General features: G+C 61.7%; 16 protein-coding genes. 3 read left to right on the forward strand and 13 right to left on the reverse strand.

Features of this window, described 5'->3' with window-relative positions; genetic code table 11:
* Window positions 1–30: 30 nt before the first annotated feature.
* The gene (locus AC0L27_RS26990) at window positions 31–747 is read right to left on the reverse strand and encodes a hypothetical protein (RefSeq protein WP_473320844.1); all 717 of its coding nucleotides are present in this window, start codon (window positions 745–747) and stop codon (window positions 31–33) included.
* An 88-nt stretch (window positions 748–835) separates the two neighbouring features.
* On the opposite strand from AC0L27_RS26990, the gene AC0L27_RS26995 reads away from it, so the two are divergent.
* A complete protein-coding gene (locus tag AC0L27_RS26995; protein WP_473320846.1) occupies window positions 836–1,288 on the forward strand; it encodes a MerR family transcriptional regulator in 453 nt (150 codons plus the stop codon).
* Window positions 1,289–1,349: 61 nt separating this feature from the next.
* Here the strand turns inward: AC0L27_RS26995 and AC0L27_RS27000 are convergent, their stop codons facing one another.
* From AC0L27_RS27000 to AC0L27_RS27040, 9 genes are all read right to left on the reverse strand, one after another.
* Window positions 1,350–1,559: a GDCCVxC domain-containing (seleno)protein gene (locus AC0L27_RS27000; RefSeq protein WP_473320848.1), complete on the reverse strand. Its 210-nt coding sequence runs from the start codon at window positions 1,557–1,559 to the stop codon at window positions 1,350–1,352.
* 725 nt (window positions 1,560–2,284) lie between these two features.
* The gene (locus tag AC0L27_RS27005) at window positions 2,285–2,659 is read right to left on the reverse strand and encodes a hypothetical protein (protein WP_473320850.1); all 375 of its coding nucleotides are present in this window, start codon (window positions 2,657–2,659) and stop codon (window positions 2,285–2,287) included.
* 1,117 nt (window positions 2,660–3,776) lie between these two features.
* Complete coding sequence (locus AC0L27_RS27010; protein ID WP_473320852.1) at window positions 3,777–6,572, reverse strand: DUF927 domain-containing protein; 2,796 nt, start codon at window positions 6,570–6,572, stop codon at window positions 3,777–3,779.
* Window positions 6,572–6,883 carry a hypothetical protein gene (locus tag AC0L27_RS27015; RefSeq protein WP_473320854.1) on the reverse strand — a complete coding sequence of 104 codons (312 nt, stop codon included), beginning with the start codon at window positions 6,881–6,883 and terminating at the stop codon, window positions 6,572–6,574. Before AC0L27_RS27015 ends, AC0L27_RS27010 begins: the two co-directional genes overlap by 1 nt.
* Window positions 6,880–7,071 carry a hypothetical protein gene (locus tag AC0L27_RS27020; RefSeq protein ID WP_473320855.1) on the reverse strand — a complete coding sequence of 64 codons (192 nt, stop codon included), beginning with the start codon at window positions 7,069–7,071 and terminating at the stop codon, window positions 6,880–6,882. Before AC0L27_RS27020 ends, AC0L27_RS27015 begins: the two co-directional genes overlap by 4 nt.
* 85 nt (window positions 7,072–7,156) lie before the next feature.
* On the reverse strand, window positions 7,157–7,411 hold the full coding sequence (locus AC0L27_RS27025; RefSeq protein ID WP_473320856.1) for a hypothetical protein: 255 nt from the start codon (window positions 7,409–7,411) through the stop codon (window positions 7,157–7,159).
* Window positions 7,412–7,545: 134 nt separating this feature from the next.
* A complete protein-coding gene (locus AC0L27_RS27030; RefSeq protein WP_473320858.1) occupies window positions 7,546–8,445 on the reverse strand; it encodes a hypothetical protein in 900 nt (299 codons plus the stop codon).
* An 88-nt stretch (window positions 8,446–8,533) separates the two neighbouring features.
* Window positions 8,534–9,802, reverse strand: coding sequence for a tyrosine-type recombinase/integrase (locus tag AC0L27_RS27035; protein ID WP_473320859.1), 1,269 nt, complete (start codon window positions 9,800–9,802; stop codon window positions 8,534–8,536).
* Window positions 9,803–10,056: 254 nt separating this feature from the next.
* Window positions 10,057–10,266: a hypothetical protein gene (locus AC0L27_RS27040; protein ID WP_275168672.1), complete on the reverse strand. Its 210-nt coding sequence runs from the start codon at window positions 10,264–10,266 to the stop codon at window positions 10,057–10,059.
* A 122-nt stretch (window positions 10,267–10,388) separates the two neighbouring features.
* On the opposite strand from AC0L27_RS27040, the gene dinB reads away from it, so the two are divergent.
* A complete protein-coding gene (dinB, locus tag AC0L27_RS27045) occupies window positions 10,389–11,489 on the forward strand; it encodes a DNA polymerase IV (RefSeq protein WP_354254640.1) in 1,101 nt (366 codons plus the stop codon).
* A gap of 112 nt (window positions 11,490–11,601) precedes the next feature.
* Here the strand turns inward: dinB and AC0L27_RS27050 are convergent, their stop codons facing one another.
* Window positions 11,602–11,895 carry a hypothetical protein gene (locus AC0L27_RS27050; protein ID WP_007598221.1) on the reverse strand — a complete coding sequence of 98 codons (294 nt, stop codon included), beginning with the start codon at window positions 11,893–11,895 and terminating at the stop codon, window positions 11,602–11,604.
* A 213-nt stretch (window positions 11,896–12,108) separates the two neighbouring features.
* A complete protein-coding gene (locus AC0L27_RS27055; RefSeq protein WP_354254642.1) occupies window positions 12,109–12,795 on the reverse strand; it encodes a DNA-3-methyladenine glycosylase I in 687 nt (228 codons plus the stop codon).
* Window positions 12,796–13,014: 219 nt separating this feature from the next.
* Here AC0L27_RS27055 and AC0L27_RS27060 point away from each other — a divergent pair, with 219 nt between their 5' ends.
* Window positions 13,015–13,842, forward strand: a complete 828-nt coding sequence (locus AC0L27_RS27060; protein WP_354205820.1) for a metallophosphoesterase family protein — start codon at window positions 13,015–13,017, stop codon at window positions 13,840–13,842.
* Here AC0L27_RS27060 and AC0L27_RS27065 read toward each other — a convergent pair.
* Window positions 13,781–14,266, reverse strand: coding sequence for a Crp/Fnr family transcriptional regulator (locus AC0L27_RS27065; protein ID WP_354205818.1), 486 nt, complete (start codon window positions 14,264–14,266; stop codon window positions 13,781–13,783). The two genes, AC0L27_RS27060 and AC0L27_RS27065, sit on opposite strands and share 62 nt — an antisense overlap.
* Window positions 14,267–14,306: the final 40 nt, after the last annotated feature.

Consider the following 14,306-nt stretch of genomic DNA (forward strand, 5'->3'; position numbering starts at 1 on the left):
GTTCAAGTCAGCGGGTCGCCTCGCGGCCTATCAGGCTCGGAGCGCTCGAATCAGCGGCTTTTCTATCAATGGCCACATCAGCGAAATTGTCATGAAGACTGTTGAGGCGATCATCATGACTAGGGTAGCGGCAGCCGGTTTGCGCCCGGTCCGACGTACCTGCCAAGCCAACCAACCCCATGCCCCAGTCACGGCGAAGATAGAGAGTACGGTGACCCACAAATGCATATGGACCAGCGACGACAACAACGAGCCGGTGCTGGCGAGAATGGTCGCCGGCAGGGTGAACGGCAAAACGCAACAGGCACCGCATGCGACCGCGCTGGCCGATAAGGTGATGGCTGTGGCGCCGGCAGCCTTGGCGCCGGGCGGCTCATTCGGAGCCGGCTTGGGGGCGGAGCATGCGCAGGAGGGGGGCTGAGCTGACCGTGTCGGCACCTCGGTAACGAATTTCTCGAATAGCACGTCCGCCGCCTCTCTCGCCTCCTCGGGGGCGGTGATGGTCAGATGAATTTCGTGCGTCGTTTCCTTGAGGTCGAACTGGAGGAATGCGCAGCACGCCTGTTCGCCTCGCACCATCTCGCGGACACGGGACACCGCCTCGGGCGCGAACGTTAGCTTCAGCACCAAATCTTCGCGTTGATACCCGATGAGGGCGTCCTTGTTGAGATTGGCGGTCCAGGCTAGGCGGTCTTGCATCTCTCTAGACGTTAACGTGCAGGCGATTGGTGCGGCTACTATGGACATCGGCTTCTCCTTTATGTGAGTTGCCGCGACCCTACATGTTCAAGTAACTTGAGGTTCAAGCGAAAAGTACGGCAGGAAAGCCAAACAGATGAAGCCGCTCAAGATAGGAGCCCTGGCAAGACAGACGGGCACGACCACTCCGACCATCAGATACTACGAGGAGATCGGCCTGTTGCGCTCGGCTGGGCGCCAAGCCGGCAACCAGCGGATTTACGACGAGGAGGATGTGAGAAGCCTGACTTTCATCCGGAGGTGCCGCGACTTCGGCTTTTCAATCGAACAAGTCCGAGAACTCGTTGCGCTCGTTCAAAATCCCAAAAGTTCGTGCGTCAGTGCACGCAATCTCGCGCAGGAGCACCTTCTCACGGTGCGCGCCAAGCTTGTTGAGCTGCGGGCGCTTGAGCGAAGCATCGCCGCATTCGTCGCGAACTGCGACGCCTCCTGTGCCGGTGGTCCCGGTCCCGAATGCGTGATCCTTGACGATCTATCAAAGCGCCAATCCGGTACACCCAAAGCCGCGAGGCAAATTGGGTGTGGTTGAGGACGCTGCTCTTGAAGTCTGCTTCGGGAAGTGACTGGGATTTAATCTACATCAAGTACCCTCAACCGCAGCACGCTCCTTGCCGTTCCTCTTGGATCGGCGGGCACGGCACCGCGCCGTAGGAGCAGAACACGCAGCAGTCGCCAGCGAGCGGCTTCAACCGAGTTCCGCACCCCTTGCAGTCGTAGAAGAACTGGCAGGCGTCGGTCGGCATGGTCTCGGTGGATTGGTGCTGGCGGTTCGGACAGGTCAGGGTCGATTGAAGTTGCATTCGGCCACTATAGCTGAACGGGCCGCCAGCAACAGCTTTAGGGGCAAGCTCAGGCGTGGAGAACATTGGCGCCCAGTTGTGCCGCGTCGCCTTGGGCCTGTTCGCGTTGTCGCTCTTCACCAACGACTTCGGCTGGTTCGCGAGCTTGGCTCGGTAAAGTCACCGCACAAGTCCGGTTTAGCGCCGACAGCGGCCGAACCGGAAAGATCGCCGAAGGTCGCCGATGGGCCAAAAGGCGACATGCGATCCTCCCGCCCTGCTTGAAACATCAATGGAGTATTCATACTGTGACAACTTGTGGGCGATTACTTACTGCTGCCTTCAGGAACGAAACGCGCGGCTCGATCGCTCAACGCTGACTGTGACACAATGCTTTCTAGAACCCCTGAACACCTGAACGACGTGACGGTAAAGCTGCTCAAAAGTCCTCGGGTATCTGCTGCAGGGGATTGCCGGCATCGTCGCTGTGTTGTGGCTTTCAACGCTCGGGTTAGCTCAGTACCATTGTTCCGTCATTCCGAGGGTCGGAAGCTGCGACAAACTTAACAATGCCTGGCTTTTGCCGGTCTTATTCGCGCCGATTGGCTTTCCCGCGTTGATCGCATCGATCGTCATTCTCGCGATCAGATGGATTGCCCGCTCAAGTGATTAGAAGCCGATTTACTGATAGAAGTGTGGCAACTTCCGCTGTGGGTCCAACTGCGGACTTCGTCCACCTCGCAGCTTCACTTGCCTCCCCAAGCGACACAGGCAACTCCGGCAATGGCTCCGGGCAAACTTCCGAGTGCAATTCCCGGGTTAGTAAGACCGAGCGGGAGAGGAACGAAGTAAAATAAAGCTATCGAGAGCACGCCACCCAAGAGCAGAGAGGCGATGCTCCTCGACCAGAAAGGCAATGATCCATCTATCATCTCGCGATCAACGCAATAGATGAGAACCGCAAGGGGAAGCCCAAACAGGTAGATGAATGGCCAACCGACCAAGGTGCCGATCACGAGCAAGCCTGGCTTTCCGAGCACGAAACAAAGGACGACCCAGCCGATCAGCGGCCCTGCCAGAGCGAAGATGTATTGTCGGCGAACTTGTCCAGCATCGATCATGACGGGCGACGGTACTCGCGTTGCACCAAACGTGCCCTTTTCTCATCCGCTAGAAACGCCCGGTCTTAATTAGGACATCGGCAACCACCTATGACCCGCGTCGGGTCAAAGGGCGGCCCTACTTCCGCTATGGGTCACAAGCGGTCCTCCTGCTTCTGCCGAGGAATGTCCGCTTCGCCTCGAACTGCGGACTGTCTAGGGCACGGCAGAGCGAAGCGATCAAAGTACTGCCGCACACGCGGGCTTGAGAGATCGCCGGAATGGTAAGCCGCGAGAGCCGACGCATCGCCATCTAGAAACATTGCCAGAGCGACCTGGCTGACAACCCACACGCCACCGCCGACGCGGCGGCCAAGACCGTGCTGCGGGCACCAATTGCGAATGGTGGTTTCCGACTTGCCGGCCCTCTTAGCGGCCGCGGCAAGACTGATCCCTTCCCGAGGATCATACGGGGTGAGGACCCTCCAGGCAGATGCTTCAGCCGATCGCATGATGACCTCCGCAAAGAAGGACAGCGCCCGACATAGGCTTCCGCGTGTAAGTAAGAGTTGCACCCGAGCGCCGTCGGATAGCTGCTGTCCGCCCAGTCAGTGCGGAGACTTGGCCGCCGCTCAGAAGTGGCACGAGGCCCATCAGGTCGTAGCGGCATCCAGGCGCAACGGGATGCACCCCGAACAGCTCGAGCGCCGTCCAATCGAGATCATGAGCGGCGGCGTCCCAGGCCGATAGGAAGGCGTCGGCGTCTCCGATCATCTGAGACCACCGATCCGCTCCAGCCCACTCAGGCTCCGGCATCTGTTTCAGCTCTTCGGAAATTGCATGCCATCCGACGGGGTTGTCGCCGAACATCCGCGCTGCTCGCCCCCCTTGGAAATTAGTGGTGGCAGTGGGGACACTGGGGACACTCGGCCCAACCGTTTCAAATCGTTTAGCTTTTCTGTCCCCAGTCGCCGGACGGGACTGTCCCCACTCGTTTTTGAGTGGGGACACCATCGGTTCGCGAGTGGGGACAAAATAGTCATTGTGCTGCAGGGACTTCTCGGATTTGTCCCCACTGCCACCACTGTCTCCACTCGTTTTGATGAGGGTCACGATCTCCCGGGAGAAGGCTTGCAAGTCATGCTTCATTTGCATCCTCCAGGAACGTCGAGCGGATGTGGTAGAGCCTCATCTTGCCGTGCTCGGGCACACGGACCGACCTCGCGATGTGGGGGCCTTCCCCCTCGATGTAGCCCTTCTGCCTCAACATCGCGGCGACCCGGCGCGGGTCGAGGCCGGCACAGATTTCCTTCCATGCCGTGGTGGTGACGTAGTAGTCCCAACCGTCGCCCATCTGCTCGCGGAAGCCGGCGACGTCACGGGCGTTCATGCCCTTTGGCGGGTTGTCCTCCCATGCGGGGATGAAGCGCGACATGCCATCCTTGAGGAGGAACGTCCTGACCTGCTCCAGACCAGCAGCGGTTTCGGCGGCTTCGTGCCCGCCCCGGGCGGAGAGCCACTGCTCGAAGCACAAGGCTGCGGCCTTCACCGCGTCTCCCCTGGCCCACGGGACGATCTCATACAAGGTCGCGATCTCGCCGCCGGCAGCGATGAGGCCGAACCGCTGGGCAACCCGACCGACCTGGCCGTCCGCTCCGGACGGCACGTAGGTCTCGCAGAAGGTCTTCACGACATCCTTCACGGTCTTCCGGATGTCTTCGATCTCCGGGACGATCGCGGACAGAAATTGCCGTGAGGCAACGCCGTAGTGCTGCTGGGTGGCGGTCCTCAGGTGAACTGCGAGTACCTCTGGCGACGCGAAGCCGTGCAGGTCCTCGAACATTCCCATGCCGGCCCCAGCATCGGCCGATACATCTACGATCCGGATCTGCTGGCCGGCTGCCAAGCGCTTGCCGCGGCCGTCCTCGGCGACTTTATCGGACAGCCCGATTTCACCCGACGACAGAAACAGGACGCGCCACTTGGCAGCCCGGCGAGCCGAGCCGTCGCGGGTGCTGCGCGATTTGCCCGAACCGTTCGCGAGCATGTAGGCGGCCTCGCCCGCGTCCTTGGCTGCCAACTGGGACAGTTCGTCCAGGCACAGCAAGGTGTCGCAGTGCGCCATCGAGACGCCCTCCAACCCGTTCGCCGTCGAGCGCCACGAGCGGATATAGCCATTCGTATCGCCACCACCCCAGACGCTGCCGGCGACATGCAGGGCGGTGCTCTTACCCGTGGATGAGGCGCCCTTGAAGTGGACGCCGCCACCCTCGGCGGCGCACGGGCCGACCAACGGGCCCGCAAAGGCCGCGGACAGTGCCAGCACCAGCCTGCTGTTGCCGACAGCGTAGCGTGCCACGTTCTGTTGCCAGCTCTCCAGGCTGCCGGCCTGGCGGAACGGATGCTCGTGAGCAGACGCGCTCTGCAGCAGCAAGAGATCTCGATCGTCAACGGCGAAGCACTCGTCCGGCATGACGAACGAGTTGCCGTGCCAGCCCACGCGCTGGGTAGCCCTGGCGCGCTTCGGCGTCTTCACCTGAAGCAGGAACGAGTTGAACAGGTTGCGAGCGGTGTTGCTGGGGGAGATGAAGAACCCGCCATCCATCAGGATCCGGCGGGCCTCCGAGCCGTCCCCAGCGAGGGTCGCTCGTGGCAAGGCGAACTGATGGTCGCGGCCATCATGATCCTTCCAATGCAACAACACGCCCCAGCTTGCCCCATCCGTGTCGCGGGTTTCAGCCACAACATCGAAGTGCCCAGCGACCAAGATCGCGGGCTTGTCCAGGTCATCCGGATTGCTCCACATCAAACCGCGATCGGAGAAGCTGTAGCCGACCGGCAATGACGACTTCTTCTCGGCCTTGGCGTGGATACGCTCCTCATCCTGGCTCAACTCTTCAGTTGAGGGCTTCCATTCCTCGGTCGTCCGCGCCCTCTCCTCGAGATCCTGAAACGAGTGCCCGGCTTCGAACCAGTCGGACACGTCCTGCTTATTCACCAGCTCTGGAAACCGCACGACACGGATGCTGGCGGCGACGCCGAATGCGAGCACCGCCTTCGCCTCGGCATGATCCGAGCCCTCTTCATCGTTGTCCGCTAGGATCACGAGATGCTTGCCTGCGAAATATTGCTCGCAGCCGGCCGGCAACCCGTCGCCGGCGCCGCCGAAGGTGACTGCGCATCCGCCGCGCTTCCCGACGGAGTCCACGTCCTTCTCGCCCTCGGGCCAGAAGACGGTCGAGGAGGCATTGAGGTCACCTGCCACGTAAGGCACAGACTTGTAACCCTCGGGCTTACGATATTGCCAACCCGTGCTGCCATCGACGTCTGCAACGCGATAGGCGTTGAAGGCGCGCTGCTCGCCGTTGGTCATGATCTTGATGCGAACGGGGACGCCGCCGCACTTGTAGATGTGGCGCCGCTTCTCGTTGTCCCGCTGGCGCGGTCCTTCGTCGCCCGCCACCATGAAGCGGGGCTTGCCCTCCTTATCCGGCTTGGTCCGCGCGGGAAACACGGGCACTTCCTTGGCTTCGGCCGGGCTGGCAGCAACGTTCGCGGTCGCCTTCGACTGGTGATCGCGGACGTTCCCGGTCAGGTTGGTCGTGCCCGCAGATTGGACGTTCAACATCGACGCGAGGTCTCGCGCCGCATCCAGCTTCGATTTGCCGTCCAGGTACGCCTTCAGATCGATGACGTCGCCGCCTTTGTCTCCGGTGGCGAAGTCACACCAGACGCCGCTCCTCAGGTTGACCTTGAAGCTGCCCGGCTTCGCATCATTGCGCGTGGGATTCCGCGCGACCCACTCGCCAGACTCGCGGCGTCCGCCAGGCAACAGCTGGGGGATGACGAAGTCCAAGGCATTGAGGGCCGCCGAGCTGACAGCCTTGAAGTCGACGCGCTGTGCGGTGTTGAAGCTGTTCATGATCATTCCCATCAGCGGGGTCCTCCCGCGGAGATCTTCGCGGCGCGCCAGCACTGGGCCGACATACCGGAGGTGTTCTTGCAGCGGCTACCGTCTGGTTCGATCTGGCCTTGCAGATGGAGCTCGGAAACCCGCGGCCTGACGCTCAGGAAGCTGATCTCGAGGCGATCGGCGATTTGGTCTGGCGTGAAACTGGCCGGATGCTGTGATCGCAGAAACTCAAGGACGCGCTCGCGAACGGTGGTCGCCCGCCGGGTCATCTCCTGAGCGGCCTCGCTGCTGGGGCCGACGGCTTTGAAGCCGGGGCTATCGGGATAGCTCATTGGCGCACCTCGCTTCCGAGGCCCGCCAGGTTGGCGATCAGGTCGGCGAAGGCCGGATGAACACGGTAGCGGCGGGATACGAACACGCCGGCGCGGCTGCTCGGCTGTAGGACCGTGACGCGCCACGAGAAGAGCGGCAGATCAGAAACCGATTGAGATGTCCGGGGACGTTTGATATGTGTTTTCACGCTAAGTTTCCTTGGAAGCCCGGTGCGCACGAACTGATCCTGGAAGACGGATCGTGCAGCCGGGTTTTCTTTTGAGGGGATGAAGTCAGGCGACGCGGCGAACTTCAGAGGTCGATCTGACCAGCGGGCCGATCTTCCTCTGTGCCCATGCGTCGAGGCCGGAGACGGGGTAAAGCGGGAAGCGTCCCGCGAGCCGAAAGGGCGGGCCCTCTGAGCTGATGCAGGCGAGCTTCGCGAGCGTTTTGGGTGAGCAGGGAACGTTGTACGTGTCTGTCACGTACTTGGCCGCCTCGTTGCGTCGGAGGTGGCGCTCAAGTGCACATGTTTCGTCGGTGTCCATTGTGGTCTCGCATAATCACGGATCAATCTCCGTGGGTGCGAGGTAAATGGAGCGTCGAGAAATCCGCGGTAAAGATACGCGACTGAAATCGCTGCGGATTTGATCCGCTCATTAGCCGCGGATTTGGCTGCGCGTTAGCCGGACTTTTTCTCACCACGTCCGCGGGTGGGGAAGCCTTTGCGGAGTTGGCGCACCTTGTCTCGGCCGACACCCAGCTGCTTCATGTGAGCGATATCTTCATCCTCGGTCGGGACATAGCCTTCGGGCTGCTGCTCCCGCCAGTGCCGGAACGCGGGCTCGATCTTTGCTTCGGCAAGACGGCGGGGGGCTTGTGCCGGCTCTTCATGCGGCGGAGCGGCGGCCAATGTCACGGCGGCGAGGTTGGGGGCTTGCTCGGCTTCGGCGAGGCCGCCAGGAGCGCAGCTCATGAGGCTCTCGCGAGTGACGAAAATCCATTGGAAGGGATCACTGCCGATCCCAAGATTATACGGATCATCCGGTCTCAACTGACACAGGTCGAACCGATCGCGAATGCGCTCTGAGTTCCACCATCGCCGCGGAATGAGGGTCGGATCACCGCCGGCCTTCTCGCGAGTGGCCGTAATAAGCAGGCCAGCCTCCGCCAAGTAGATGATCCGATCCCGCGCCTCGTGAAAGCGCCTGATGCCCGGCATCTGCTGGTCGTTGTGCTTCTTAACAATCATCACGGCGTCCATCCACTCTGTGCCCGTAAACTCGAACGAGTGCTGGTGCGGCTTTCGTGGTTGTCGATTGTATTCCGGGTGATGCTTCACGAGCAGATCGTGCGCGAGGCGGGCCCGCCAACCGGACCTCTCCGGGAAGACAGAGAGCTCCGTCATCACGTCGCGGCAAGGCTCATCGCCCGTCCAATCCGCCCCAAACATTGACCTGCCCATCGCGTGGACCGCGCGCCCCAAAAATACATATGAGGCGTTATCGTTGGGCCAACCTAGTGACTTCTTCCAGAACTCAGCCCGCATGCTGAGTTGTTTTTGTATCAGCTCGAGACTCATCGCACTTCCGCTTGTGCTCCGCATGTGAACGACACGGCAGGCTGGTGCGGACCAGCTTTTCGGGAGCTACCCTAGCCGCGCCGATTGATCAGGCCTTTCGAAGCTGGACGACCTTGCCTTGCTTCTTCCCGGCCATAGCATCGTCGATGTGTCTGGCGATCCGGTCGGCTGCCGCGAGGAGCGCCGAATCGATCTTATGAATATAACCTTCCGTGACACTGGCCCTCGAATGCCCGATCAGCGCCTTGATGGTCGGGATCGAATATCCGATATCCTCGGCCGTCGAGCTGAACGAGTGCCGCAGCCCGTGGCAGGTAATCCCCGGCACATCTTTGGCAGAGACCTTCTTCAACCAGCGGGTTAGACCAGTGTGGTGCTTTGAGTCGGTCGTGACGGCGGGGAAGACGAACTTAGATTTCGACTTGGCCATTGCCGCCTTCAGAACGGCAATAACGGCTGGCCCCACAGGCCGGATGCTTTTGCCGGTCTTGCTGTCGCCGAGTCGAAGTGCCAACCCGACAGGGTCTACTTCAGTCTTGAGCAGGCCTTCGACCTCATCCAGACGGCAGCCTGTCATCGCAGCGGCTCTGCTCGCTAGGATCGGCTGCCAATGCTCCCCATTCGCCTCTGCGGTGGTGAGGCATTTACCTAAGCGACGATAGCCCGCATCATCCAGGCGCCACTCGAGCGTTTGGTCCTTTGGCCGCCTAATGCCACTTATGGGATTGTCTGGCCGGTAGCCTTCATCAACAGCGTAGCTGAAGATCCCGCCGAGAAGGCCCATGGTCCGGGCAGCTGTCCCCTTTCCGCCCGTCACAATCGCGCGGCCACGCTTCTTGGTCTTCACGTCGGTTGCGGACCTCCCGGCGATGATGTCGCGCTGAAGGCCCTTGGCATCGGTGGGGGTGAACCCTTTCACCGTCTTCTTGCCAACGAGCTTGATGATGTGCCGCTCAATGCGCCCCTTGTCGCTGTAGAGGGTCGTCTTGCTCTTGGTCTCGCCCCGCCGCGTCAGGATCAAGCCGCGCTCGGCCTTCTCGAGGTATTCCCGGCAGAGTTCCTCTAGAGTCATGGCGCCGCGGGCGAGCTTTTTGCTTTCTACGGGATCCGAGCCCCTGACGACGTCCGCCAACGCGAGCTTGGCGTCCCGACGGGCTTCCTCAGGAGTCAGAACGCCATATCGGCCCAGCGTCAGCCGCCGGCTGCGGCCGTTGGCATTCCGGTACTGGAGCACAAAGGACTTCGCGCCGCTTTTTTTGACGCGCAGGCCGAACCCTGGCAATTCCTCTTCCCAGAGGAACAGGTCCTTGCCGGTCGTTTCCGCGGCATCGACGATGCGTTTAGTCAGCTTGGGCAATTTTCCCTCAGGTAAGCACCGGGTAAGCAGGCGCCGGAAAACGAGGGAAACTCGGAGCAACGACCGTAGCCCCCAAATCAGGCTGCTTTCAGCCTATATCTGAGGGCGATCAATTCCAAGAGATTTCAGGTAAGCAAGGGTAATTTATTCACCCTTGCCCTCCGAAGGCAAAGGTCACACGTTCGAATCGTGTCGGGTGCGCCAGTCTCTTCCAATGCAAGCTGGAGTCATCGCCTGCTCCACCGAGCCGACCCTCACGTCAGCATCGAGATGATCGCCTGGACCTGGTCGGAAGCCGACGTGACCAGTCCGTCGTAAGACGTCTGACCGTGTGCGGCCGTCTTCAGGATGCATTCGGCTACGGCCGCTTTCAGGCCGAAGACCGATTGATCGGGCGGCACGCTCGCCATCACGGCCTCCAGCGCCTGACGCATCGTTCGAATGAGTTCGGAGCTGTATTGCATGGGCTGTCCTCCGCAGGCTCATATTAGAGCGCATGCCCATGCTTGCCACTCACAAGCTTGAGATTGCTCTGTGAATCACCCCTCACCTCGCACTTCACGCCGCTCGATTGTATCATCCTGCCATGAGCGAATCCGACACGGCGACCGGCGAAGCCTCGCCCGTCCGCAAGATCATCCATATCGACATGGATGCCTTCTACGCGTCCGTGGAACAACGCGATCATCCGGAGCTGCGCGGAAAGCCGGTCGCGGTCGGAGGCTCCGCAGAACGTGGCGTCGTCGCGGCCGCCAGCTATGAGGCCCGCGAGTTCGGCGTTCGCTCCGCCATGCCATCCGTGACGGCGAAGCGACAATGTCCCGATCTGGTCTTCGTCAAGCCGCGCTTCGAGGTCTACAAGGCGATCTCTAGGCAGATCCGCGACATCTTCGCGGAGCACACCCCGATCATCGAGCCGTTGTCGCTCGACGAGGCCTATCTCGACGTGACGGAGAATCTGCAAGGCATCCCGCTGGCGCGCGATATCGCACTTAGGATCCGCGAGAGGATCAAGGCCGAGACGGGCCTCAACGCTTCGGCCGGCATCTCCTACAACAAGTTCCTGGCCAAGCTCGCCTCCGACCATCGCAAGCCCAACGGTCAATTCGTGATCTCACCGGAGATGGGACCCGCCTTCGTCGAGACGCTTCCGGTCGGAAAATTCCACGGGATAGGCCCGGCCACGGGCGCGAAGATGAACGCGCTCGGCATGTTCACCGGTCTCGATATTCGTCGTCAGACGCTGGAGTTCATGAATGCGAATTTCGGCAAGTCGGGCGCCTATTACTACTGGATCGCGCGCGGTGTCGACGAACGGCCGGTCCGGGCCAACCGGGTCCGCAAGTCCATCGGCGCGGAGACCACGTTTTCAAACGATCTCACCGAATTCGACGCGCTGGTCGCCGAGCTCAAGCCGCTCGTCGACAAGGTGTGGCGCCACTGCGAGGCGACGGGCAGCCGTGGCCGCACCGTCACTTTGAAGATCAAATTCGCCGACTTCGAGATCATCACGCGCAGCAGGTCCGCCCCTTCACCGGTCGCAGGCCGGGACGATCTGGAGCGCCTGGCTTGCGGCCTGCTCGAAGTCGAGATGCCGCTGCCCAAGAGCGTCAGGCTGCTGGGGGTCTCGCTGTCTTCCCTCCAGGTCGGGGACGATGCGGAGCCGCAGCTGACTCTCGGCATCTGAACCGAACTGACGGGCTTTTGGCGAACGCCGACAGGCGCGCAGAGCGCGCTCGCCGTGAGTGTACGGTGGCGGGTTTTCAGACTCGCCACCGAAGGTCGATCCGACGGGCCGATCAATGCCTCACGTGCTCGAACACCACGATCACGCCGGTCGGCTCGGGCTCGTGCGCCATCAGGCGGGTCAGCTCGGAATCGCCCCAATCGGCGAGGCTGACGACTTCGCCGCTCTGGCGCTCCGTGCCGGGCGGTGCCGTGGGCTCGACGACCTTCAGCCCCGTCTCATCGACGAAGAAAGTGTGCTCGCCGAACATGCTGTTGAGCTGCGGCATGGCGGGATGCTCGTCGGGCAGCACCTGAGCGCCGAGCTGGTTGACGGTCTGCTTCACCTGTTCGGATGTGAGCTTCATGAGCTGCTCCGTTTCTGTCACGTCGGTTTCATTGAGCTGAGCCAGAGCGGGCGTTCCCTGCGCCGATGTTCGCCTGGCTCAATGTCCCGAACGGGTGCTGCGCACAAATGTTCCTGAGGAATGCATTTCGTGATCGCGCGTCGCGTCTGCCGCGCTTGCGGCACGAGATCGCCACAGGACGCACATGATTCGACATTCCAAGAGCCGAATTCGCTACTCGCTTCTGTTCTCGCCGACAGACAGCGCGCAGATGCGTGACAGATATGTGTAGGACAGCCCGGTCTCCTCGGCCCAGGCGTTGAACTGCGCCTGCACCTTGGCGAGATCGCCCTTCGACTTGACCTCTTCGCCAATGTCGAGACCGGCATCGCGCAGGCACGCCACGACGTCCCTGGACGTCACAAAGCCGTCCCAGCCGACGAACCGCAGCAGCATCTGGCCGGTATTCCCTCCTAACCGGCTGCCACGTTTGCTCAGGAGATCGAGCAGGCCGATCTGGTCGGACGGCGGCCATTTCGCCAAAAACCTGCCGAAGCTGCCGTGCTCTTTTGCGATCTCCTGGACGAAGGCGGCGTTGTCGCGCACTGACATGATCTTGGCACCGTTGCGCACGATGCGCGCGTCGCGCAGCAGGCCCTCCCAATAATCCTCCGGCTGAAAGGTGAGCTTGGCCGGCTGGAAACGCAGGAAGGCGTCTTCAAACCCGTCCCATTTCTTCTCGATCACGCTCCAGGCAAAGCCGGCGCAAAACACACGCTTCGTCATCTCTGCGAGGATGCGGTCGTCTCCACGTTTGGCGAGGCCCTTCAAGTCGGGCTTTTCGGGCATCAGCTTTTCGAGCGCCTTGGGCCCGCCCTTGCGTTTTTCGGCGCGAGCACGAATGGTCTTGAAGGAGGTCATTGGGAGACGAGCTGTTGGGGGCACGAGCTGTTGAGGATACGCTACGACATCAGAATTCGATGATCCGGTCCAGCCCGGCAACGCTTCGATGCTTGCACCCGCGGATGGGCCGCAGCATACTGCCCGCGTTGAATTGGCAAGAAATGCCACTGGTCCGCTTCTTGCGTTCAGATATTTTGCAATCCCGAACATTTTTGACGTCTCACCCGTGGATTTCCAATGCGCTGCCTGGTCGTGGCCGACCTGCACTATTCGCTGCCTCAGCTCGACTGGCTCGTCAGCGCCGCTCCGCAATTCGACCTCGTGATCTTCGCCGGCGATGCGCTCGACATTGGCTCGATGGTGGATTTTCGCGCGCAGATCGTGGTGGTGAAGAAATACCTCGCCCTGCTCGCCGCGAAGACAAGCGTGATCCTCTGCTCGGGCAATCACGATCTCGACGAGCGCAATGCGGAAGGCGAAAAGATCTCGCGCTGGATCTCGGAGGTGCGCGAGTTGGGCGTTGCCTGCGACGGTGACAGCCTCACCGTCGGCGACACGCTGTTCACGGTGTGCCCATGGTGGGATGGGCCGCTGGTCAAGCAGCGCCTCGTCGCGCAGCTCGCCGCCGCCGCGGCCGGCCGGCCGCAGCGCTGGATCTGGATCCATCATGCGCCGCCGGCGGATTCACCGACGAGCTGGGGCGGCAAGCGTTTTTTCGGCGACGTCGAGCTGGTGCAATGGATCATGCAGTACCAGCCCTCGATGGTGATCTCGGGCCATGTGCATCAGTCGCCGTTCATTACCGATGGCTCGTGGTTCGACCGGCTCGGCCAGACCTGGGTCTTCAACACCGGCCTGCAACCCGGCCGTCCGCCGACATATATCGTGCTGGACCTCGATGCGGACAGGGCGTTCTGGCTTGCGGCCGGTGAGGCGCAATCGATCGATCTTGGCGCGCCGCTGAAGCGGCCCGCCGCTCCGATCGAGGCGCCGCCCGACTGGCTCACATTCTTGGATCGGATTGCCGATCCGAGCCTGGCGAGACCTCGAGCGGCGGCAGGTTGATCATGCTCTGGAGCACCTCGCCGACCATGGCCAGATGCGTGCCGTGGCCGGCATATTGCTGCTTGAGATCGGCGAGATAGGTGTTGGCGACATTGAGCCGCTGCGCCAGCATCTTGGCGATCAGAAGCGCCACGCCCGCCTCCTGCTTGAGGAACGAGGCGGCATCCTCGAATTCGTAAACGATGGAGTCGGAGCAGGCCCGTACGGTCGCAGTGTGCGGCTGTCCCAGCAGCACCGACATTTCGCCCAGCACCGCACCGGGCTCGACCACGGTGGCGACCACCATCTCGCCCTTGAGCACTTCGAGCTTGCCCTGCATCAGCACATAAAGATGGCCGGTGGTGCCGCCCTCGGCGACGATAATCGTGCCGGCCACAACCTGCCGCTCTGTCCCACCGGTGCAATAATCCAGAACTGCGCGCATCCGACCAAAGCTCCCGCCGCAGGGAGATAGTAGGGCACGA

It is taken from the genome of Bradyrhizobium sp. Ken51, from assembly GCF_055807435.1.